This is a genomic window from Kitasatospora sp. NPDC057936, assembly GCF_042887525.1.
In the GTDB taxonomy this organism is placed as follows: Bacteria; Actinomycetota; Actinomycetes; order Streptomycetales; family Streptomycetaceae; genus Kitasatospora.
Map to the genome: position 1 here is coordinate 118,593 of NZ_JBHVPD010000005.1, position 24,807 is coordinate 143,399.

Below are 24,807 nucleotides of genomic sequence, written 5' to 3' on the forward strand. Positions count from 1 at the left end.
TTCTCTCCAACTCAGAACTCGAAGTCTTCTTCGAACGCGTCGATCTCGTCCTGGTCGAGATCCAGCAGCGGTGCGGGCCGTGCAGCCGAGGGAGCCGGTGCGGCGGGCCGGGGCGCGAGGGCCTCGACCGGTCCGGCCGAGGGGTCCGCGGCGTGGGCGACCAGCGCCCGCAGGGCCGAGAACCACGCGGCGGCCAGGGCGGCGACCTCGTCCTCGGCGAACAGCTCGCCGGGCCAGCTCCAGGAGGCCACCAGGTGCGGGCCGTCCGGGCGGTCCTGGGCCAGCGAGTTGAGCTCCAGGGCGTGGCCGGCGGGCATCGCGGCGTCGCTGCCGCCGAGGCCGCCGTCGCCGTCGTCCTCGCCGTCCCCGGCGCCGAAGCGGCCCAGGTAGTTGAAGCCGAGCTGCGGCTCGGGGAGGGCGGCGAGCACGCCCGCCGTCTCCGGGTTGAGGTGGCGCAGCAGCCCGTACCCGGCGCCGTTGTCGGGCAGGACGGCGAGCTGTCCGGCCACCGCGGCCAGGGCCCGCCCGGCGGCGGGGCCGCCGGCCAGCAGCTCCGGCCAGTCGGCGGCGGCGACCCCGGGGTCGAGCCGCAGCGGGAACATGCTGGTAAACCAGCCGACCGTCCGCGAGACGTCGGCGTCCGGCAGGACCCCGGCGAGCAGTTCCTCGCGGCCGTGGCCCTCCAGGTCCAGCAGGACGCCGGCCGACCGCTCCCGGCCGCGGGCGCGGTCCCAGCCGGTGACGGCGAGCGCGAACGCGGTGAGCAGCACCTCGTTGACGCCGGTGCCGAGCACGCTGGGCACGGTGGACAGCAGCGGGCCGGTGACGTCGGCGGGCAGCGTCACGGTGTACTGCCGGGCGCCGGCCGCGAGGTCGCGGGTGCGGTCGAGCGCCCTGGTGCCCAGCGGGGGCTCCTGGTAGCCGGCCAGCATGGCGGTCCAGACCGGGAGTTCGGCGGTGCGCTCCGGGGTGAGGGCGGCGCGGGCGAGGCCGCGGGCCCAGGCCCGGAAGGAGGTCCACACCGGCGCCAGGACGGGCTCCCGGCCGGCCGCGACGGCCTCGTACGCGGCCATCAGGTCCGGCATCAGGATCCGCCAGGAGACGCCGTCGACCACCAGGTGGTGCAGGACGAGCAGCAGCCGGCCGGGGGCCTGCGGGCCGGCGTCGAACCAGACCGCCTGGACCATGACGCCGTCGTCCGGGTCGAGCCGGTCCTGGGCGGCGCGGCCCTCGGTGTCCAGTCGGGCGGCGGCCTCGGCCGCGGTGAGGCCGGCGACGTCGACCCGGTGGATCAGGCCGGCGGCCGTCGGCGCGCCCTTCGGCGGCACCTCCAGGGTCCAGGCCGACGGGCCGCGGACCAGGCGGGCGCGCAGCGCGTCGTGGTGGTCCAGGACGGCCTGGAGCACGGCCGACAGCACGTCTGCGGTGAGCCCGGCGGGCACCGGCGCGAGCACCGACTGGTTGAACCCGTCGATTCGGCCGCCGAGTTCGCGCAGCCAGCGGATGATCGGGGTGGCCGGGAGCGCGCCGACCGCCGGGTCCGCGCCCTCCGGGTCGGGCGCGAGCGCGAGCTCGGCCGGGGACTCGGGCAGGGCGGCGGCCAGCGCCTCGACCGTCTTGTGCCGGAAGACCTCGCGGGGCGTCAGCACCAGGCCGGCCAGGCGGGCGCGGCCCACCAGTTGGACGGAGGTGATGCTGTCGCCGCCGAGGGCGAAGAAGCTGTCGTCGGCGCCGACCACGGGTAGTCCGAGGACGTCGGCGAAGAGGGTGGCGAGGAGTTTCTCGCGTTCGGTGGCGGGTGCGCGGCCGGGTGTGCGGTCGGCGAAGTCGGGGGCGGGGAGGGCCTTGCGGTCGAGTTTGCCGTTGGTGTTGAGCGGCAGCGCGTCCAGCAGGACGATCGTGGCGGGGACCATGTAGTCCGGCAGCTCGGCGGCCACGTGGGCGCGCAGCCCGGCCGGGTCGGCGGTGCCGTCCGGCACGACGTAGCCGACCAGCAGTTTGACGCCGGGGCGGTCTTCGCGGACGACGACGGCGGCGCGGGTGACGCTGTCGTGTTTGACGAGGACGGATTCGATTTCGCCGAGTTCGATGCGGAAGCCGCGGACCTTGACCTGGAAGTCGGTGCGGCCGAGGTAGTCGATGGTGCCGTCTTGGGCCCACTTTGCGAGGTCGCCGGTGCGGTACATGCGGGTGCCGGGGGTGCCGTGGGGGTCGGCGGTGAAGCGTTCGGCGGTGAGGGCGGGGCGGCCGAGGTAGCCGCGGGCGAGGCCGGTGCCGGCGAGGTAGAGCTCGCCGGGGGTGCCTTCGGGGACGGGGCGCAGGGCCGAGTCGAGGATGTAGGCGCGGGTGTTGAGCATCGGGCGGCCGATGGAGGGGCTGGCCGTGGTGCCGTCCAGGACGGCGGTGGTGGACCAGATGGTCGTCTCCGTCGGGCCGTACACGTTGAGCACCGACCGCCCGGCCGAGGCCATCGCCTCGGCGAGTGCACCCGGTACCGCTTCGCCGCCGACCAGCATGCGCAGGCCGGAAAGCGCCTGCGGTACCTGGGCGGTGAGCGTCTGCCAGAGGGAGGGGGTGGCTTGGAGGACGGTGGCGTCGGTCTTGGTGATGAGGGCGGCGAGGGCTTCGGGGTCGAGGACCTCGTCCTTGCTCGCGATGACGACGGCGGCGCCGTTGAGGAGGGGGAGGTAGAGCTCCAGGGCGGCGATGTCGAAGGAGACGGTGGTGACCGCGACGAGCCGGTCGGTGCCGTCCATCGGGACGCGTGCCGACATGTCGGTGAGGAAGTTGTCGAGCGCGGCGCGGGGGATGACGACGCCCTTGGGCCGGCCGGTGGAGCCCGAGGTGTAGATCGCGTAGGCGGGCGTCCGGCCGTCGTGGACCAGCTCAAGAGGCCCGTCCGGCTGCTCGGAGACCGCCGCGTCGTCGAGCAACAGCACCGGGGTGCCGGTCGCCGGGAGGGCGGCGGCGGTCTCCCGCGTCGTGAGCAGGAGCGAGGGCCGGGCGTCCTCCAGGACGTAGCCGAGGCGCTCGGCGGGGTGCTGGGGGTCGAGCGGGACGTAGCCGGCGCCGGACTTCTGGACGGCGAGCAGGGCGACGAGCAGGTCCGCGGTGCGCGGCAGGGCGACGGCGACGTAGCCCTCCGCCCCGGCGCCGCGCTCGACGAGCAGGCGGGCCAACCGGCTGGAGCGGGAGTCGAGTTCCGCGTAGCTGAGCCGCTCATCGCCGCTGATGACGGCGGTGGCGTCCGGCGTCGCCGCGACCTGCCGGGCGAAGCGCCCGAGCAGCGGCTCCAGCACCGGCGCCGCCTCCGTCGAACCGGCCCACGCGCCGAGGACCAGCGCCTCGCCCGCCGGTTCGCCCAGCCGCAGCCGCCCGACCGGCTCCTCCGCGAGCGCGGCGGCCTCGCCGAGCAGGCGGACGAAGGTCGCGGCGAGCCCGTCCACCCGCTCCTGCGGGAGCAGGTCGGGCCGGTGCGCGAGGTCGAGGCCGAGGGAGCGGCCGAGGCTCACGGTGAGGCTCAGCGGGTAGTGGGTGGACTCGTGGTTGTCGCCGCCCACGATGCCGAGCCCGCCGGCGGCCGTGCGCAGCCCGTCGGCGTCGAGCGGGTAGTTCTCGAACACCACGAGGGTGTCGAAGAGTTCACCGAGCCCGGCGATCCGCTGGAGGTCGGCGAGCGGCAGGTACTGGTGGTCCATGAGCCCGGCCTGCTGGTCCTGGAGGCGTTCCAGCAGCGCGCCGAAGCGCTCTGCGGGGTCGAGCGCCACGCGCACCGGCAGGGTGTTGATGAACAGGCCGACCATCGACTCGACGCCCGGGACCTGTGGCGGACGGCCCGAGACCGTCCCGCCGAAGACCACGTCGTCGCGGCCGGTCAGGCGGCCCACCACCATCGCCCACGCGGCCTGGACCACGGTGTTGACGGTGACCCCGCGCTCCCGGGCGAAGCGGGCCAGCGCGGCCGTCCGCTCCTCGGGCAGTTCCAGCCGGGTGCGGACCGGCAGGACGGGGGCGCGGGACGGGTCGGGGGCGGCGAGCAGCGTCGGCTCCTCCAGCCCGTCCAGCACCTGCCGCCAGGCGGCCTCGGCGGCGGTGCGGTCCTGGCCGGCGATCCAGTCCACGTAGTCGCGGTAGGGCGTCACCCGGGCGAGCCCGGCGGCGTCGCCGCGCGTGCCGTAGAGGGCGAACAGCTCGCCGAGGAAGACCGGCATGGACCAGCCGTCCAGCAGCAGGTGGTGGTGGCTGACGACCAGCCGGTGCCGGTCGGCGGCGGTGCTGATGAGGGTGAAACGCATCAGCGGGGGCCGGTCGAGGTCGAAGCGCCGGGTGCGGTCCTCGGCGGTGAGCCGGTCGGCCGCCGCCGCCCGCCCGTCCTCGGGCAGGTTGGTGAAGTCCACCTCGCGCAACGGGAGTTCGACGTCCGCCGGGATCACCTGGAGCGGCGCGGCGGTGCCGTCCTGGCGGAAGGCGGCGCGCAGGTTCGGGTGCCGGGCGAGGAGGGTGCGCAGCGCCGAGCGCAGCGCGTCCCGGTCGACGGATCCCTCGATGTCGAGGGCGAGTTGGACGGTGTAGACGTCCTGGCCGTCGGTGTCGTAGGTGGCGTGGAAGTAGAGGCCCTGCTGGAGGGGGGAGAGGGGGAGGAGGTCGGCGAGGGGGCCGTGCTCGGCCTCCAGGCGGTCGATCTGCTCCTGCGAGACCTCGACCAGCGGGCGGACGTCCGACGGAGTCAGGCCGCTGCCGTCGGTGGCGGCGAGGGTGCGCAGGGCGGTGAACCAGGCCTCGGCGAGCTCGCGGACACGGTCCTCGGTGAAGAGGCCGTCGGGCCAGGACCAGTCGGCGGTGAGCTGCGGGCCTTCGGGGGTGTCGAGGGTGGCGGCGTTGAGGTCGATGGCGTGGGCGAGCGGCATGGCGGGGTCGCGGCCGTCGCCGAGCGCGATGTCCGTGCACAGCGCCCAGTCGGCGTCCGTCTCGCCCGCCGCGAAGCGGCCGAGGTAGTTGAAGCCGAGCTGCGGACGGGGCGCGTCGTCGAGCGCGCCGTGCAGCAGGCCGTAGCCGATGCCGTTGTCCGGGAGGGCGTGCAGTTGCTCCTTGACGGCCTTGAGCGCGCGGGCCGGGTCGGTGGCCGTGCCCGGGTCGAGGCGGACGGGGAACATGCTGGTGAACCAGCCGGCCGTGCGCGTGGTGTCGGCGTGCTCGACGACGTTCTCGCGGCCGTGGCCCTCCAGGTCGACGAGCACACCCGTCCCCTGGCCGGGGCGCCAGGCGTTCACGGCGAGCGCGAAGCCGGCGAGCAGGACGTCGTTGACGGTGGCGCGGTAGCGCGCGGCGGTGTCGGTGAGCAGCGTGCCGGTGACGTCCGACGGCAGGGTCAGCGACAGGTGCCGGACGGTGGCCGCCGTGTGGACGGCCGGGTCCAGCTCCGCGAGCGGCGCGTCCTCGCCGGCCGACTGGGCCTGCCAGAGCGGGAGTTCGGCGGAGCGGTCGAGCGCGGTGAGCTGCTCGGCCCAGCGGCGGAAGGACGTGGGGACGGGCTCCAGCGGGGTGCCCTCGTAGGCGTGGGCGAGGTCCGGCAGCAGGATGCGCCACGAAACGCCGTCCACCACCAGGTGGTGCGCCATCACCAGCAGGCGGCCCTGCTGCTCTGACCAGACGGCCTGGAGCATCACACCGGCGTCCGGGTCGAGTCGCAGCTGGGCGGCGCGGGCCTCGGCGGCGAGGTCGGCGCCCTCGGCGCGGCGCAGGACGTCGGCGGCGCGGACGGTGCCCGGCTCGGGGACGTCGAGGTTCCACGCGTCGGCGCCGCGGACCAGCCGGGCGCGCAGCACGTCATGGTGGTCCAGGAGCGTCTGCAGCGCGTCGGCCAGGCGCTCGAAGGTGGCGCCGGCGGGCGTCCGCACGACCATGGTCTGGCTGAACCCGTCGACGGCGCCGCCGAGTTCGCGCAGCCACCCGACGATCGGCGTCTCCGGGACGAGCCCGTACGCGGCCCCGGGCTCCTCCACCGGCAGCGCGGCGGCGGTGCCGGCGACGGCGGCCAGCGCCTCCGGGGTGCGGTGCCGGAACACGTCGCGGGCGGTGAGGACCAGCCCGGCCTTGCGGGCGCGGCTGACCAGCTGGATGGAGACGATGCTGTCGCCGCCCAGCTCGAAGAAGCCGTCCTCGGCGGACACCTCGGCCACGCCCAGCAGGTCGCGGAAGATCCCGCAGAGGACCTCCTCGCCCGGCGTGCGCGGCGGCCGTCCGCGGCCGGTGCCGCGGTACTCGGGCGCGGGCAGGGCGCGGCGGTCGAGCTTGCCGTTGACCGTCAGCGGCAGCTCGTCGAGCGCGACGAAGGCGGACGGGACCATGTACGCGGGCAGCGCGGCGGCCAGGTGGGCGCGCAGCACGGCCTCGTCGAGGGCGCCGCCGCGCGGCACGACGTACGCCACCAGGCGCTTGATGCCGGGCTGGTCCTCGCGGACGACCACGGCCGAACGCAGCGCGCCCTCGTAGTGGGCCAGGACCGTCTCGATCTCGCCGAGTTCGATGCGGAAGCCGCGGATCTTGACCTGGTCGTCGGTGCGGCCGAGGTAGTCGAGCCGGCCGTCGGCGGTCCAGCGCACGACGTCGCCGGTGCGGTACATCCGGCTGCCGGCCGGGCCGTAGGGGTCGGCGGTGAAGCGTTCGGCGGTGAGGTCGGGGCGGCCGAGGTAGCCGCGCGCGAGTCCGGCGCCCGCGAGGTAGAGCTCGCCCGCGACGCCCGCCGGGACGGGCCGCAGGCGCTCGTCGAGGACGAGGGCGCGGGCGTTCGCCACCGGGCGGCCCACCAGCGGCCGCGCGGTGTCCGCGGTGCTCGCGGTGGCGCTGTCGACGGTGGCCTCGGTCGGGCCGTACAGGTTGTAGCCGGTGACGCCCGGGGTGCGGGCGAGCTCCTGCCACAGGGCCGGGCTCACGGCCTCGCCGCCGAGGGCGAGGATCCGCGGCCGGGCCGACGCGTCCCGCACCAGGCCCTGCTCGACGAGCTGCTCGGCGTAGGACGGGGTGAGCTCCAGGAAGTCGATCCGGTGCTCCCGGACGTAGCCGATCAGGGCCTGCGGCTCGCGCCGGGTGTCGTCGTCCACGAGGTGCAGTTCGTGGCCGGCGACCAGCCAGAGCACCGGGTCGAGCGAGGCGTCGAAGGACACGGCGGCGGTGAGCGCCGCGCGCAGCGGGCGGCCGGCGGCGGCGATGTCCGCCGCGTACAGCTCGGTGAAGTGGTGGTGGAACAGGTTGCCGAGGCCCGCGTGCGGGACGACGACGCCCTTGGGCTTGCCGGTCGAGCCGGAGGTGTGGATGACGTACGCCGGGTGCGCGGGCCGCAGGGCGGCGGTGCGCCCGGCGTCGGTCAGCGGGGTGCCGGCCAGCTCGCGCAGCTCGTGGACGACCGCCGGGGAGCCGAGGTCGATCCGCTCGCCGCCGCGGTCGGCGGGCAGTGCGTCGCGGGCGCCGTCGCCGGTGATGACGGCGGCGGTGCCGGCGTCCTGGAGCAGCTGGGCGATGCGCCCGGCCGGGAGCGCCGGGTCGACGGGGACGTAGGCCGCGCCGGCCTTCATGACGGCGAGCAGCGCGACGACCAGGTCGGCGGTGCGCGGCAGGGCGACGGCGACGAAGCGCTCCGGGCCGATGCCCCGCCCGGCCAGCAGGCGGGCCAGCCGGTTGGCGCGGGCGTCGAGTTCGGCGAAGGTCAGCCGCTCGCCGGCGGCCGTCAGGGCGGGGGCGCCGGGGGTGCGGGCGGCCTGCGCCTCGAACAGCGCGGGCAGCGTGGTGGCGGGCACCTCGCGGGCGGTGTCGTTCCACTCGACGAGGACGCGGCGGCGCTCCTCGGCGGTGAGCAGGTCGAGTTCGGACAGCGCCCGGTCCGGCGCGGTGACCAGGGCGGTCACGGCGCGGGCGAACCGCCCGGCGAGGACGGCCGCGGTGTCCCGGTCGAACAGGTCGGTCGCGTACTCGATCCGGCCGCCGACGCCGGCCGGCGTGCCGTCGGCGCTGAACTCCTCGGCCAGCTGGAAGGACAGGTCGAACTTGGCGCCGTCCACCACGGCCGGGTGCGGCTCGACGGCCAGTCCGGGCAGCACGAGCTCGGCCGCCGCGTTGTTCTGCAGCGAGAGCATCACCTGGAACAGCGGGTGGCGGGCCAGCGAGCGCTCCGGGTTGAGCAGCTCGACCAGGCGCTCGAACGGCACGTCCTGGTGGGCGTAGGCGGCGAGGTCGGTCTCCCGGACCCGTCCGACCAGCTCCCGGAAGGTCGGGTCGCCGGTCAGGTCGGTGCGCAGCACCAGGGTGTTGACGAAGCAGCCGACCAGCTCGTCCAGGGCCTCGTCGGTGCGCCCGGCGATCGGCGAGCCGATCGGGACGTCCTCGCCGGCGCCGAGCCGGCCGAGCAGGGCGGCCAGGGCGGCCTGGACGACCATGAAGACGCTCGCGTTGGCCTCGCGGGCCAGCGCGGTGAGCGCGGCGTGCGCGTCGGCGGGCAGGTGCAGCGGCACGGTGTCGCCGCGGAAGCTCTGCTCGGCCGGGCGCGGCCGGTCGGCGGGCAGGGCCAGCTCCTCGGGCAGCCGGGCGAGGGTGCGCTGCCAGTAGCCGGTCTGGCGGGCGAGTTCGCTCGCCGGGTCGGCCTCGTCGCCGAGGACCTCGGCCTGCCAGAGCGTGTAGTCGGCGTACTGGACCGGCAGCGGGGTGAACTCCGGTGCGCGGCCGTCCAGTCGGGCCGCGTAGGCGGCGGCGAGGTCGCGGGCGATCGGGGCCATCGACCAGCCGTCGCCGGCGATGTGGTGGATCACCACGAGCAGCACGTGTTCGGTGGCGGAGACGGCGAACAGGTGGGCGCGCAGCGGCACTTCGGCGGCGAGGTCGAAGTCCAGCGCGGCGGCCGCGGCGAGCGCCGCGGCGTCGTACGGCGCGGTGTGCAGCACCGGGCGCGCCCCGGCGGCGGGGAGCACCTGCTGGCGCGGCCGGCCGTCGGCGTCCGGGAAGACGGTCCGCAGGCTCTCGTGCCGCGCGGTGAGGTCGCCGAGGGCGGTGGCCAGGGCGGCGGCGTCGAGCGGGCCGGTGAGGCGGACGGCGAGCGGCAGGTTGTAGGTGCCGGTGCGCTGCTCGAAGCGGTTGAGGAACCACAGCCGGCGCTGCGCGGCGGACAGCGGCACCGACTCCGGGCGCACCCGGGCGGTGAGCGCCTGCCGGGCCCGGCCCGCGGCGCCGATCCGCTCGCCGAGGGCGGCGACGGTCGGGGTCTCGAACAGGGCGCGCACCGGCAGCTCGACGCCGAACAGGGTCCGCACCCGGCTGACCACCCGGGTGGCGAGCAGCGAGTGCCCGCCGAGGTCGAAGAAGCCGTCGTCGATCGAGACCCGCGGCACGCCGAGCACCTCGGCGAACAGGCCGGCCAGCTGCTCCTCGCGCTCGTCGCGCGGGGCCCGCCCGGCCCCGGCCGCGGCCCCGAAGTCGGGGGCGGGCAGGGCGCGCCGGTCGAGCTTGCCGTTCGGGTTGAGCGGCAGCCGCTCCAGCGGGACGAAGGCGGACGGGACCATGTACTCCGGCAGCGCGGCGGCGGCCCGCGCGCGCAGCTCGGCGGGCTCCGGTTCGGCGCCGTTCGCCGGGACGACGTAAGCCACGATGCGCTGGTCCCCGGGGGTGTCCTCGCGGACCAGGACGGCCGCCTGGGCGACGGCGGGGTGCTTGGCGAGCACGGCCTCGATCTCGCCGAGCTCGATCCGGAAGCCGCGCACCTTGACCTGGAAGTCGGTGCGGCCGAGGTACTCGATCTCGCCGTCGGCGTTGCGGCGCACGAGGTCGCCGGTGCGGTACATCCGGGAGCCGGCCGGGCCGTACGGGTCGGCGACGAAGCGCTCGGCGGTCAGGCCGGGGCGGTTCAGGTAGCCGCGGGCCAGGCCCTCGCCGGCCAGGTACAGCTCGCCCGCGACGCCCGCCGGGACCGGCCGCAGGCCGGCGTCCAGGACGAGCGCCCGGGTGTTGCGGCGGGGGCGGCCGATCGGCGGGGTGCGCCCGGCGCCGTCCTCGCCCTCGTACCAGGCGGTGGCGTACACGGTGGCCTCGGTGGGGCCGTAGATGTTGGCGAGGCGCGCGCCGGGTACGGCGGCCCGGATCGCGTCCGCGGTGTGCGCGGCCAGGCCCTCGCCGGCCAGCACCACGAGGTCGGCGCCGAAGCGCGGGGCGCCGGCCTGGCCGAGGGTGTGGGCGAGCGCCGACGGGACGGCGCTGACCAGGCCGTAGTGCCGGCCCTCGGGTGCGTCCAGCAGCGCGAGCACGTCGCGGACCAGCTCGATCCGGCCGCCGGACAGCAGCGGGCCGAACAGCTCGAAGACGGACACGTCGAAGTTGAGCGAGGTCGCGGCGAGGACGTCGGACAGGCGCTCGGGGCCGATGTCGGAGGCCGCCCAGGCGGCGAGGTCGGCGACGTTGCGGTGCGGGATGACGACGCCCTTGGGGCGGCCGGTGGAGCCGGAGGTGTAGATGACGTACGCGGGGTGGCGCGGGTCCAGCGGGAGCGGCCGCTCGGCGTCGGTGACGTCGCCGTCCGGGAGGGCGGCGAGCCGCTCGCGCACGGCCGGGTCGTCCAGCCGCAGCGCGGGGACGTCCGCGGGCAGCGCGCCGGCCGCTTCGGTGCTGGTGAGCACCAGCGCGGGCCGCGCGTCGTCGAGCATGTGGGCGATCCGGTCGGCCGGGTAGCCGGGGTCGACCGGCAGGTAGGCGGCGCCGGACTTGAGCACCGCGAGCAGCGCCACGACCAGGTCGGCGGTGCGCGGCAGGGTCAGCGCGACGAACCGTTCCGGGCCCGCGCCCTCGGCGATCAGCAGCCGGGCCAGCCGGTTGGCGCGGGCGTCGAGCTCGGCGTAGGACAGTTCGGTGCCGGCGTGCAGCACCGCCGGGGCCTGCGGGGTGCGGGCGGCCTGTGCGCGGAACAGCTCCGGCACGGTGGTCTCGGCGACCGGGCGGGCGGTGTCGTTCCACCCGTCCAGGACCAGGGCGCGCTCGGCGTCCGTCAGCACCTCGACGGCGGCGACGGGCAGGTCCGGGTCGGCGGTGACGGCTGCGAGCAGCCGGCCGAGGCGGTCGCCGAGGGACGTGGCGGTGGTCCGGTCGAAGAGGTCGGCGGAGTACTCCAGGACACCGGTCAGCCCGGCCGGTCCGCCGTCGGCGGTGAAGGTCTCCTCCAGCGAGAACAGCAGGTCGAACTTGGCCGCCGACAGCCGCACCGGCAGCGCGGTGGCGCGCAGCCCGTCCAGGTCGAGGGTGGCCGCCGCGTTGTTCTGGAAGGCCAGCATCACCTGGAACAGCGGGTGGCGGGCCAGCGAGCGGACCGGGTTGAGCACCTCGACCAGGCGCTCGAACGGCACGTCCTGGTGGGCGTAGGCGGCGAGGTCGCTCTCCCGGACGCGGGCCAGCAGCTCGGCGAAGGTCGGGGCGCCGGTCAGGTCGGTGCGCAGCACCAGGGTGTTGACGAAGAAGCCGACCAGCTCGTCGAGCGCCTCGTCGGTGCGCCCGGCGATGACGCTGCCGAGCGGGATGTCGTCCCCGGCGCCGAGCCGGTGCAGCAGGGCGGCGACGGCGGCCTGGACGACCATGAAGACGCTCGCGTCGTGAGCCCGGGCGACGGCGGCGATCCGCTCGTGCACCTCGGCCGGCAGCGCCAGCGGGACGGACTCGCCGCGGTAGCTGACGTCGGCCGGGCGCGGCCGGTCGGCGGGCAGCGCGAGCTCCTCGGGCAGCCCGGCGAGGGCCTGCTTCCAGTGCTCGACCTGACGGGCCAGCGGGCTGTCCCCGTCGCCCTCGTCGCCGAGCACCTCGGCGTGCCAGAGCGTGTAGTCGGCGTACTGGACGGGCAGCGGCTCCCACGCGGGGGCGGTGCCGGCCCGGCGGGCGTCGTAGGCGGTGCCGAGGTCGCGGGCGAAGGGCGCGAGGGACCAGCCGTCGCCGGCGATGTGGTGCAGCACGACGAGCAGCACGTGCTCGGTGGCGGAGATCCGGAACAGCTCGGCGCGCAGCGGGGGCTGGGTGGTGAGGTCGAAGCCCGCGGCGATCGCCCCGGCCAGCGCGGCGTCCAACGCGCCCTCGCCGTCGGTGAGTTCGGTCAGCGGCAGGCTGAGCGCGGTGGTGCCGGCGGGCAGCACCCACTGGCGGGGGCGGCCGTCGAACTCGGGGAAGACGGTCCGCAGGCTCTCGTGCCGGTCGGTGACGTCGCCGAGCGCGGCGGTCAGCGCGGCCCGGTCGAGCCCGCCCTCCAGCCGCAGCGCGAGCGGCAGGTTGTAGGAGGCGGTGGCGCCCTCGAAGCGGTTGAGGAACCAGAGCCGGCGCTGGGCGGGGGAGAGCGGGACCTCCTCCGGCCGTGGTCGGGCGGTGAGGGCGGCGCGGGCGTGTCCGGCCACGGCGATCCGCTCGGCGAGCGCGGCGACGGTCGGCGCCTCGAAGAGCGTGCGGACGGCCAGCTCGACGCCGAACACCGGGCGGATCCGGCTGACCAGGCGGGTGGCGAGGAGCGAGTGCCCGCCGAGGTCGAAGAAGCTGTCGTCGACGGAGACCGCGGGCAGTCCGAGGATCCCGGCGAACAGTCCGGCCAGGATCTCCTCCTGCGGGGTGCGGGGGGCGCGGCCGGCCGAGGCGGTGAGCGCGGGCGCGGGCAGCGCGCGGCGGTCCACCTTGCCGTTGCCGGTCAACGGCAGCGTCTCCAGGGTGACGTAGGCGGACGGCACCATGAAGCCGGGCAGGCCGTCGGCGGCGTGCGCGCGCAGCTCGGCCGGCTCGATCCGGGCGCCGGGCGCGGCCACCAGGTAGGCGACGAGCCGCTGGTCGCCGGGGACGTCCTCGCGGACCATCGCGGCGGCCTGGGCGACGGCGGGGTGCCGGGCCAGGACGGCCTCGATCTCGCCGAGTTCGATGCGGAAGCCGCGCACCTTGACCTGGTCGTCCGTGCGGCCGAGGTAGTCGAGCGCGTCCGCCGCGTTCCAGCGCACGAGGTCGCCGGTGCGGTACATGCGCGAGCCGGCCGGGCCGTACGGGTCGGCGGTGAAGCGCTCGGCGGTCAGGCCGGGGCGGTTCAGGTAGCCGCGGGCCAGGCCGTCTCCGGCCAGGTACAGCTCGCCCGCGACGCCGCGCGGGACCGGCCGCAGGGCGGCGTCCAGCACGTACGCCCGCATGCCGTCCAGCGGGCGGCCGATCGGGACCGCGGCCGGCACCTCGGCGGCGGAGCCGATCCGGTGGGTGGTGGCGAAGGTCGTGGTCTCGGTCGGGCCGTAGCCGTCGACCACGGTCAGGCCGGGGCAGGCCGCCAGGACGCGGCGCACGGCCGCGGCGGGCACGACGTCGCCGCCGGTCCACACCTGGCCGACCCGGGCCAGGCAGCCGGGGCCGTCCTCGGCGATCAGCCGGAACAGGCCGGCGGTCAGCCACAGCGCGGTGACGCCGTGCCGGGTGACGGTCTCGCGCAGGCGGACGGCGTCGAGGTCCCCGGCCGGGGCGACGACGACCTGGCCGCCGCCGAGCAGCGGCACCCACAGCTCGTAGGTGGAGGCGTCGAAGGCGGTCGGCGAGTGCAGCAGCACCCGCTCGTGGCCGGACTCGAAGCGGCGGTCCTCGGCGAGCGCGACGACGTCGCGGTGGGTCACGCCGACGCCCTTGGGCAGGCCGGTCGAGCCGGAGGTGAACATCACGTAGGCGAGCTGGCCGGGCCGGACGTCCACGCCGGGGTCGTGGGTGGGGCCCTCGGCGAGCGCGGTGGCGGCCTCCAGGACGGTCAGGTCCGCGTCCTCGTCGAGGCCGTACCCGGCCGCGTCGTCCGCCGCGTCGGCGATCAGCACGGCGGCGCCCGTCTCGGCCAGGATGTGCCGCATCCGGGCGGCCGGGAAGCGCGGGTCGAGCGGCACGTACGCGCCGCCCGCCTTGAGCACGCCGAGGATCGCGGCGACCAGCTCGGGCGAGCGCTCCATCAGCAGCGCGACCCGGTCCTCGGGGCGGACCCCGGCGGCGAGCAGCTTGTGCGCCAGGCGGTTGGCCCGGGCGTCGAGTTCGCCGTAGGAGAGGCTGCCGCCGTCCGCGACCACGGCCTCGGCGGCGGGGGCCCAGCCGGCCAGCTCGGTGAAGAGCCGGGTGATCACCGGCACGGCCGCGCCGGGGTTGCGCGGGGTGTCGTTCAGCCCGTGCACCAGCCGCTCCCGCTCCTCGGCGGCGAGCAGCGGGATCCGGCCGACGGGCGCGTCCAGCAGGCCGGGGGCGGCGGTGAGGACACCGGCCACCCGCTCCAGCAGGGCGGTCGCGGCGACGGCGTCGAACGCGCCGGTGCGGTGGTCCAGGCGCAGCTGGAGCCGCTCGCCGGGCACGGCGGTGAGGATCAGCGGGTAGTGCGTCGCGTCGTGGCCGGCCAGGCCGGTGACGCGCAGGCCGCGGCCGAAGTCCAGCACGTCGGCGTCGAGCGGGTAGTTCTCGAACACCACCAGGGTGTCGAAGAGTTCGCCGAGGCCGGTGGCGTGCTGGAGGTCGGTCAGGCCGAGGTACTGGTGGTCCAGCAGGGCGGCCTGCTGCTCCTGGAGCCGGTCCAGCAGGGCGCCGAGCGTCTCGGCCGGGTCGAGCGCGACCCGGACCGGCAGCGTGTTGATGAACAGGCCGATCATCGACTCGATCCCGGCGACCTGCGGCGGACGGCCCGAGACGGTGCCGCCGAAGACCACGTCCGCCCGGCCGGTCAGCTGGCCGACGACCAGCGCCCAGGCCGCCTGGAGCAGGGTGTTGAGCGTGGTGCCGCGGGCCCGGCTCACCGCCGTGAGGCGGGCGGTGAGCTCGGCCGGCAGCTCGGCGGTGACGCGGTCGGGCGTGCCGGCGGCGCCGTCCCGGTCCGCCGGGGCGACCAGGGTGGGCTCGGCCAGGCCGTCCAGCGCCCGCCGCCAGGCGTCCTCGGCGACGGACCAGTCCTGGCCGGCCAGCCAGCCCAGGTACTCGCGGTGCGGGGTGACCCGGGGCAGGGCCGCGCCCTCGCCCCGGTAGAGCGCGAACAGCTCCTTGACCAGGACGGGCATCGACCAGCCGTCGAGCAGGATGTGGTGGTTGGTCAGCACCAGCCGGTGCCGGTCGGCGCCGGTGCGCAGCACGGCGAAGCGCATCAGCGGGGCGCGCGCCGGGTCGAAGCGCTCGGCCCGGTCCTCGGCGGTCCAGGCGTCGGCGTCCGCTGGTCGGCCGGTGAAGTCCAGCTCGCGCCACGGGAGTTCGACGGCGGCCGGGATCACCTGGAGCGGCGTCTCGAAGCCGTCCTGGCGGAACGCGGCGCGCAGCGTGCCGTGCCGGGCGAGCAGGGCCGTGGCGGCGGCGCGCAGGGCGGGGACGTCCAGCGGGCCTTCGATGTCGAGGGCGAGTTGGACGGTGTAGACGTCCTGGCCGTCGGTGTCGTAGGTGGCGTGGAAGTAGAGGCCCTGCTGGAGGGGGGAGAGGGGGAGGAGGTCGGTGAGGGGGCCGTGGTCGGCCTCCAGGCGGTCGATCTGCTCCTGCGAGACCTCGACCAGCGGGCGGACGTCGGACGGGGTGAGGCCGCTGCCGTCGGTGGCGGCGAGGGTGCGCAGGGCGGTGAACCAGGCCTCGGCGAGCTCGTGGACGCGGTCCTCGGTGAAGAGGCCGTCGGGCCAGGACCAGTCGGCGGTGAGCTGCGGGCCTTCGGGGGTGTCGAGGGTGGCGGCGTTGAGGTCGATGGCGTGGGCGAGCGGCATGGCGGGGTCGCGGCCGTCGCCGAGGTCGGCGTCGGTGCACAGCGTCCAGTCGGCGTCCTCCCCGGCGGCGGTGAAGCGGCCGAGGTAGTTGAAGCCGAGCTGGGGGCGCGGGGCGTCGTCGAGCGCGCCGCGCAGCAGGCCGTGGCCGATGCCGTTGTCCGGGAGGGCGTGCAGTTGCTCCTTGACGGCCTTGAGCGCGCGGCCGGGGTCGCCGGGGGTGCCGGGGTCGAGGTGGACGGGGAACATGCTGGTGAACCAGCCGGCCGTGCGCGTGGTGTCGGCGTGCTCGACGACGTTCTCGCGGCCGTGGCCCTCCAGGTCGACGAGCACACCCGTCCCCTGGCCGGGGCGCCAGGCGTTCACGGCGAGCGCGAACGCGGTGAGCAGGACGTCGTTGACGGTGGCGCGGTAGCGCGCGGCGGTGTCGGTGAGCAGGGCGGCGGTGACGTCCGACGGCAGGGTGAGGTTCAGGTGCCGGGCGGTCGCGGCGGTGTGCACGGCCGGGTCCAGGACGGCGAGCGGCGCGTCCTCGCTGGCCGACTTGGCCTGCCAGAGCGGGAGTTCGGCGGAGCGGTCGAGCGCGGTGAGCTGCTGCGCCCAGCGGCGGAAGGACGTGGGGACGGGCTCCAGAGCGGTGCCCTCGTACGCGTGGGCGAGGTCCGGGAGGACGATGCGCCAGGTGACGCCGTCCACGACCAGGTGGTGGGCCATGACGAGCAGGCGGGCGGTGTCCTCGAACCAGACGGCCTGGAGCATCACACCGGTGTCCGGGGCCAGTCGCAGCTGGGCGGCGCGGGCCTCGGCGGCGAGGTCGGCGGTTTCGGCGCGGCGCAGGACGTCGGCGGCGCGGACGACGCCCGGCTCGGGGACGTCGAGGTTCCACGCGTCGGCGCCGCGGACCAGCCGGGCGCGCAGCACGTCGTGGTGGTCGAGTACGGCCTGGAGGGCGTCCGCCAGGCGCTCGAAGGTGGCCGCCGCGGGGGTGCGGACCAGCATCGCCTGGTTGAACCCGTCGATCGGGCCGTCCACCTCGCGCAGCCAGCCGACGATCGGTGTCTCCGGCACGAGCCCGAGCCCGGCGCCCGCCTCCTCGGTGGGCAGCACGGTGGCGGTGGTGGCGACCGCGGCCAGGGCCTCCGGGGTGCGGTGGGTGAAGACGTCGCGGGCGGTGAAGATCAGCCCGGCCTTGCGGGCCCGGCTGACCAGCTGGATGGAGACGATGCTGTCGCCGCCCAGCTCGAAGAAGCCGTCCTCGACGGACACCTCGGCCACGCCCAGCAGGTCGCGGAAGATCCCGCAGAGGACCTCCTCCGCCCTGCCGACGGGCTGCCGTCCCCGAGTGGTGCCGGTGAACTCGGGGGCCGGGAGTTGCTTGCGGTCGAGCTTGCCGTTGACGCTCAGGGGGAGGGCGTCGAGGGTGACGAAGGCGGACGGGACCATGTAGTCGGGCAGGGCGGCGGCGAGGTGGGCGCGGAGGGCTTCGGTGTCGAGGGTGCCGGGGGTGGCGGGGACGATGTAGGCGACGAGGCGCTTGAGGCCGGGCTGGTCTTCGCGGACGATGACGGCGCTTCGGGCGACGCCCTCGTGGCGGGCCAGCACGGTTTCGATTTCGCCGAGTTCGATGCGGAAGCCGCGGATTTTGACTTGGTCGTCGGTGCGGCCGAGGTAGTCGATGGTGCCGTCTTGGGCCCACTTTGCGAGGTCGCCGGTGCGGTACATGCGGGTGCCGGCGGGGCCGTGGGGGTTGGCGGTGAAGCGTTCGGCGGTGAGGGCGGGGCGGCCGAGGTAGCCGCGGGCCAGTCCGGCGCCCGCGAGGTAGAGCTCGCCGGGGACGCCGGGCGGGACGGGGCGGAGGTGTTCGTCGAGGATCAGCGTGCGCGTGTTGGGGATCGGCGTGCCGATCGAGGGCACACCCGTGCCTGGGGCGAGCGGTGTGGAGATGGTGGCGGCGACGGTGGATTCGGTGGGGCCGTAGGCGTTGGTCATGCGGCGGCCGGGGGCCCAGCGGTCGACGAGTTCGGCGGAGGTGGCGTCGCCGCCGACGATGAGGCTGCGGAAGTGGGGGAAGTCCCCAGCGGGGACGCTGGCGAGGGCTGCCGGGGGAATGAGGGAGTGGGTGACGCGCTCGTTCGTCAGGACGTCGGCGAGGACGTCTCCGGCGAGCGGGCCGGGCGGGGGCACGATGAGGGTGGCGCCGGCGGCGAAGGTCATGACGAGTTCCAACACCGAGGCGTCGAAGCTCGGGGAGGCGAACTGGAGGACGCGGCTGTCCGACGTGACGTCGAAGCGCTGGAGTTCGGCGGTGGCGAAGGCGGCGATGCCGGTGTGGGTGACGACGACGCCCTTGGGGCGGCCGGTGGAGCCGGAGGTGTAGATCAGGTACGCCGGGTTCGCCTGGTCAAGGACAACGTGAGGGCGTTCCGCCGATTCACCCTCAACAGGGGGGAGTTCGTGCAGGACGAGTGCGGGCTTGGCGTCGTCGAGCATGTAGGTGATGCGGTCGCTGGGGTAGTCGGGGTCGATCGGCAGGTACGCCGCCCCGGCCTTCAGCACACCGAGCTGGGCGATGACGATGTCGACGGATCGCGGCAGCAGCAGCGCGACGATGCTCTCCGCACCGACGCCCTGGGCGCGCAGCCAGTGGGCGAGCCGGTTGGCCCGCTCCTCCACCTCGGCATAGGTGAGCACGAGCTCGCCACTCGCGATCGCGGGCGCCGAGGGCGTGGCGTCGACGGCGGCCTCGAAGAGTCCGTGGAAGGTGGCCGGGGCCAACTCGACACTCTCGCCCGCCCATTCGCCGAGGACGAGCCCGCGTTCGTCCTCGGTCAGGACGTCGACGTCACCGACCCGGACCGACGGATCCGCCGCGACGGCCTCCAGCACCGCGACGAGCCGCGCGCCCAACGCCTCCGCCGTCGCCCGGTCGAAGAGGTCGACGGCGTACTCGACGCTCCCCGCCAGCCCCTCCGCCGACTCCGCGAGCGTGAACGAGAGGTCGAACTTCGCCGTGTCCAGCCGGATCGGCTGCGTCTCGACGGCGACGCCGGGCAGCACCAGCCGGTCCGACGGGATGTTCTGCAGCTGGAAGGAGACCTGGAACAGCGGGTGGCGCGCCATCGAGCGCTCGGGGTTGATGGCCTCGACGAGGCGCTCGAACGGCACGTCCTGGTGGGCGTAGGCGGCCAGCGCCGTCTCCCGTACGCGGCCGAGCAGTTCGCGGAAGCTCGGCCGCCCCGAGAGGTCGTTGCGCAGCACCAGCGTGTTGATGAAGAAGCCGACGAGGTCGTCGAGCGACTCGTCCGTGCGGCCCGCGATCGGCGAGCCGAGCGGGATGTCCTCGCCGCCGCCGAGGCGGTGCAGCAGCGTGGCGAGTGCGGCCTGGACGACCATGAAGAGGCTGGTGCCGCTCTCGCGGGCCAACTCCTCCAACCGGGCGCGCAGTTCACCGGGCACGTCGAACGGCACCGTCTCGCCGCGGTAGCTCGTCCGGGCCGGGCGGGGCCGGTCGGTGGGCAGCGGGAGTTCCTCGGGCAGTCCCGCGAGCGCCGTGCGCCAGTAGTCGATCTGCCGGTTGAGCTCGCCGGCCGGGTCGTGCTCGTCGCCGAGGACCTCGGCCTGCCACAGTGTGTAGTCGGCGTACTGGACCGGCAGCGGCGTGAACTCCGGTGCGCTGCCGCCCAGTCGGGCCGCATACGCCACCGACAGGTCGCGGGCCAGCGGTGCCATCGACCAGCCGTCCGCCGCGATGTGGTGCACGACCACCAGCAGCGCGTGGTCGTCCTCGGCGAGGGTGAACAGGTGGGCGCGCAGCGGGATTTCGGCGGTCACGTCGAAGCCGGCGGCCGCCGCCTCGGAGAGCGCGGCGTCGAGCCGCCCGGAGGTGACCTCGGCGCGGTGCAGCCGCGGCCGGGCGGCGGGGTCGGCGGAGTCGAGGACCAGCTGCTCGGGGTGCCCGTCGGTGTCGGGGAAGAGCGTGCGCAGGGCCTCGTGGCGGGCGGTGACGTCGGCGAGCGCGTCGGCCAGGGCGTCGGCCGAGAGCCGGCCGCGCAGGCGCAGCGAGAGGCCGAGGTTGTAGGTGCCGCTGGGGCCGTCGAAGTGGCCGAGGAACCAGAGCCGGCGCTGGGCGTGGGAGAGCGGGACGCGCGCTGGTCGGGCCTGCGGCCGCAGGGCGGCCCTGGCGCCGGCGGCGCCGGTCAGGGCGGCGGCGAGCGCGGCGACGGTCGGCGCCTCGAAGAGGGCGCCCACGGTGAGTTCGGCGCCGGCCTCGGTGCGGATCCGGCCGACCAGGCGGGTGGCGAGCAGGGAGTGCCCGCCGAGGTCGAAGAAGCTGTCGTCGGCGGAGACCGACTCCAGGCCGAGGACCTCCGCGAACAGCCCGGCGAGCAGCAGCTCCTGGGCGGTCTCGGGCGCCCGCCCGGTGCTCGCGCCGAAGTCGGGGGCGGGCAGGGCGCGCTTGTCGAGCTTGCCGTTGGCGGTGACCGGGAGCGCGTCCAGGACGAGGACGGCGGCCGGGACCATGTAGTCGGGCAGCGCGGCGCCGACGTGGGCGCGCAGCTCGGCCGGGTCGGCGACGGCGCCGGCGGGCGGCACGACGTAGCCGACGAGCCTCTTGTCCCCGGGCCGGTCCTCGCGGACGATCACCGCGCTCTGGGCGACGGCCGGGTGGCCGAGCAGCGCGGCCTCGACCTCGCCGAGCTCGATCCGGAAGCCGCGGATCTTGACCTGGTCGTCGACCCGGCCGAGGTAGTCGAGCTCGCCGTGCGCCGTCCAGCGCACGAGGTCGCCGGTGCGGTACATGCGCGAGCCGGCCGGGCCGTACGGGTTGGCGGTGAAGCGCTCGGCGGTCAGGCCGGGGCGGCCGAGGTAGCCGTGGGCGAGGCCGGCGCCGGTGAGGTACAGCTCGCCCGCGACGCCGGCCGGGACGGGCCGCAGGCCGGTGTCCAGGACGAGCACCCGGGTGTTGGTGATCGGCCGCCCGATGGTGGGCGCGCCGGCGCCGGGGACGAGCGGCGCGGACATGGTGGCGCAGACGGTGGACTCGGTCGGGCCGTACGCGTTGACCATGGCGCGGCCGTCGGCCCAGCGGGCCACGAGCTCGGCCGAGCAGGCCTCGCCGGCGGTGACCAGCGTCATCCCGGCGGGCAGCGCGGCGTCGCCCATGGCGGCGAGCACGACCGGCGGGAGGGTCGCGTGGGTGACCCGCTGCTCGGCCAGCAGGGCCGCCAGCGGCTCGCCGGCGGCCAGCCGTCCGGCCGGGGCGAGGACCAGCGCCGAGCCGTTGACCAGGGTGGTCAGGATCTCCCACATGGAGGCGTCGAAGCTGGGTGAGGAGAACTGGAGCACGCGGTGCCCGGCGCCGCCGCCGAACCGGAGCCGGTGGGCGGCGGCCATGCTGGCGACGCCGCGGTGGCTCACCACGACGCCCTTGGGGCGGCCGGTGGAGCCGGAGGTGTAGATGACGTAGGCGGCGTCGTGCACGGTCAGCGGCCCGTCGGCCAGCGGCTGGGCGGGCAGCTCGACGGTGTCCAGGAGCAGCCGCGGGGTGTCGTCGTCCGCGGGGAGCGCGGCCTGGAGCGCGGTGCTGGTGACCACCAGGCACGGGCGCGCGTCGTCGAGGATGTAGGCGATGCGCTCGACCGGGTAGGCCGGGTCGACGGGCAGGTAGGCGGCGCCGGTGCGCATCGCCGCGAGCAGGCTGACCACGGTGTCCACGCCGCGGCCGAGGGCGACCGCGACGGTCCGGCCGCGGCCCGCGCCGCGCTCGGCGAGCAGCGCGGCCAGCCGGGCGGAGCGCTCGTCGAGCTCGCGGTAGCTCAGCCCGGTGCCCTCGTGGAGGAGGGCGGGGGCGTTCGGGGTGCGGGCGGCCTGCGCGGCGAACAGTGCGGGGGTGGTGGCGGCCGGGACGTCGAGGGCGGTGTCGTTCCACTCGCCGAGGATCCGGGCGCGCTCGGCGTCGCCGAGCAGGTCGACGGCGCCGACGCGGACGGCCGGGTCGGCGGTGACGGCCTCGACCAGGCGGCGGAAGCGCTCGCCGAGCACCTGGACGGTGACCTCGTCGAACAGGTCGCGGGCGTACTCGAAGCCGCCGGCCAGGCCGGCCGGGCGGCCCTCGGCGTCGAAGCGCTCGGCGAGCCGCAGCGACAGGTCGAACTTGGCGGTGTCGGTCTCCAGGTGGCGGATCGCCGTCTCCAGGCCGGGCAGTTCCAGCAGCGGCGCCGCGTTGTCCGCCAGCGCCAGGGTGACCTGGGCGAGCGGGTGGCGGGCCAGCGAGCGCACCGGGTTGAGCACCTCGACCAGGCGCTCGAACGGCACGTCCTGGTGGCCGTACGCGGTGAGGTCGAACTCGCGGACGCGGTCGACCAGTTCGCGGAAGGTCGGGTCGCCGGAGACGTCGGTGCGCAGTACCAGGGTGTTGACGAAGAAGCCGACCAGCTCGTTCAGTGCCTCGTCGGTGCGTCCGGCGATGACGGTGCCGACGGGGATGTCGTCGCCCGCGCCGACGCGGTGCAGCAGGGCGGCCAGCGCGGCCTGGGCGACCATGAAGAGGCTCGCGCCGGAGTCCTGGGCGAGCGCGAGCAGCCGCCGGTGGGTCTCGCCGTCGAGCTCGAAGGCGGTCCGCCCGCCGCGGTGGCTCGCCACGGCCGGGCGCGGCCGGTCGGCGGGCAGGGCGAGTTCCTCGGGCAGCTCGGCGAGGGCGGCGCGCCAGTGCTCGATCTGCCGGGCGAGCAGGCTCCGCCCGTCCCGCTCGTCGCCGAGCAGCTCCCGCTGCCACAGCGTGTAGTCGGCGTACTGGACGGGCAGCGGCGCGAAGCGCGGGGCCTCGCCGCGCAGGCGGGCGGCGTAGGCGAGGCTGAGGTCGCGGGTGAAGGGGGCGACCGACCAGCCGTCGCCGGCGATGTGGTGGACCACCAGCAGCAGCACGTGCCGCTCGGGGGAGAGCGTGAACAGGTGGGCGCGCACCGGGACTTCGTCCGCCAGGTCGAAGCCGAGGGCGGCGGCGCCGGCGAGCAGCTCGTCCAGGTCGTCCTCGTCGGCGACCTCGGTGACGTGGAGCGCGGGCCGCGCGTCGGCGGGGTCGAGCACGTGCTGGTGCGGGGTGCCGTCGAGGACGGGGAAGACGGTGCGCAGGCTCTCGTGCCGGGCGGCGACGTCGGCCAGGGCGGTGCGCAGCGCGTCGGCGTCGGGGCGGCCGGTGAGCTCGACGGTGAGGCCGTCGTTGTAGGCGGCGCGGCCGCTGCCGCTCTCCATCTGGTTGAGGAACCAGAGCCGGTTCTGCGCGGCGGACAGCGGCATCCGCTCGGGGCGCGGGCGGGCGGTGAGCGCGGCGCGGGCGGCGGGGGCGGGCTCGGCGGCGGTGCCGGCGCCCAGGCCGAGGGCCTCGGCGAGGGTGGCGACGGTGGCGTGCTCGAAGACCGTGCGCAGCGTGAGTTCGGCCTTCAGCTCCTTGCGGATCCGGCCGACCAGGCGGGTCACCTGGATCGAACTGCCGCCGAGGAGGAAGAAGTTGTCGTCGATCGAGCCGATCTGCTCGTCGAGCACCTCGCTGAACAGCCGGCACAGCGCATCCTCGGCGGCCGTGCGCGGGGCGCGGGCGACGGCGGGGGCCGCCTGGCCGTCCGCGTCACCGGCGGTGGCACGGGTGCGCGAGGGCAGTCCGGCGGTGTCCAGCGCGACGGAGTCCACGCGGTCGGTGGGCGCGGCGGTGCCGAGGCGGTGCAGGAAGTCCAGGAACGTCCGCTGGTAGGCGGCGAGTTCGCCGTCGCCGTAGAGGTCCGGGTTGGCGTCGAAGTCGATCTGCAGGCCCGCGCCGGTGCCGCGGTCGTAGACGATGAACGACACGTCGTCGGCCGGGCCGATCGAGATGTTGTGCGGGCGGGCCGGGTGCCCGCCGAACCGCAGGTCGTAGTCGAACATCATGATGTTGACGTGCGGGCCGACCAGCCGGCGGTCGTCGGCGAGCATGCCGAGGTCACGGCGCAGGTCCTCGAACTGGTAGCGCTGGTGCTTCATCGCCGCGCGCATCTCGCGCGAGACCCCGGCGAGCAGCTCCTCGACGGTCGCGCCGGGCTCGACGGCGATGCGCAGCGGCAGCACGTTGGAGACCATGCCGGGCACGCTGCGGGCGCTCTGGCCGAGCCGGGTGGAGACCGGCAGGCCGAGCACGACCTCGGGCGAGTCGGTGAGGCGGCCGAGCCACAGGGCGACGGCGGCGACCAGCGCGGGCGGCCAGGTGACGCCGGCCTCGCTCGCGAGCTCGCGCAGCCGGTCCGTGCCGGCCGGGTCGAGGTGGGCGGTGTGCCGGGCCAGCGAGCGGGCCAGCCGCGGCTGCTCGCCGGACAGGCTGACCGGCTCGGGGCAGCCCCGCATCCGTTCCGTCCAGTACGCGCGGTCGGCGGCCCGGCGCTCGGAGTCGCGGTACTCCTCCTTCTCGGCGAGCAGCTGCCCGAGCGGCGCGAAGGGGCTCTCGGGGACCTCCTCGCCGGCCGCGAGCGCCGAGTACACGGCGGCGGTGCGCCGGGCGACCATGTTGACGGTGAAGCCGTCGACCAGCAGGTGGTGGTAGCGGTGCAGCCACAGGTGGCGGTCCTCGGCCACCTTGAACAGCGCGAACAGGAACAGGTGGTCGTGCTCGGTGTCCAGCGGCCGGGCGAAGTCCGCGGCGATCCAGGCCCGGGCGGCGGCCCACGGGTCCGCCTCCGCGCTCACGTCGACCACGTGCAGGGACCACTCCAGCTCCTCGGCCGGCACGATCCGCGCCGCCGGCCCGGTCTCCGTCCCGGTGAAGCGCAGCCGCAGCGTCTGCGCCTCCGCGACCACCCGGCGCAGCGCCGCCTCGAACAGCCCCGCGTCCACCGGACCGCCGATTTCCAGGAATTCGCCGGTGTTGAAGATGGTGTTCTGCGGATTCAGCTGCTGCGCGTACCAGACACCCGACTGGGCGGCGGTCAGCGGCAGCAGGACATCCTGGAGGTCGGACACGGCCACTCACCCTCAATACCTCGACGAAAACCAACCGGAAACCATGTCTAACAGCGGCCCCGAAGCCCGGACAACGCCGCTTGCAGAAAGCTGCCACGCCTTGGTG

General features: G+C 75.6%; 1 protein-coding gene. It reads right to left on the bottom strand.

Translation table 11 applies throughout. The features are described from left to right. Positions 1-11 precede the first annotated feature (11 nt). The gene (locus ACFVU9_RS04640; RefSeq protein WP_387589879.1) at positions 12-24,701 is read right to left on the bottom strand and encodes a non-ribosomal peptide synthase/polyketide synthase; all 24,690 of its coding nucleotides are present in this window, start codon (positions 24,699-24,701) and stop codon (positions 12-14) included. Positions 24,702-24,807: the final 106 nt, after the last annotated feature.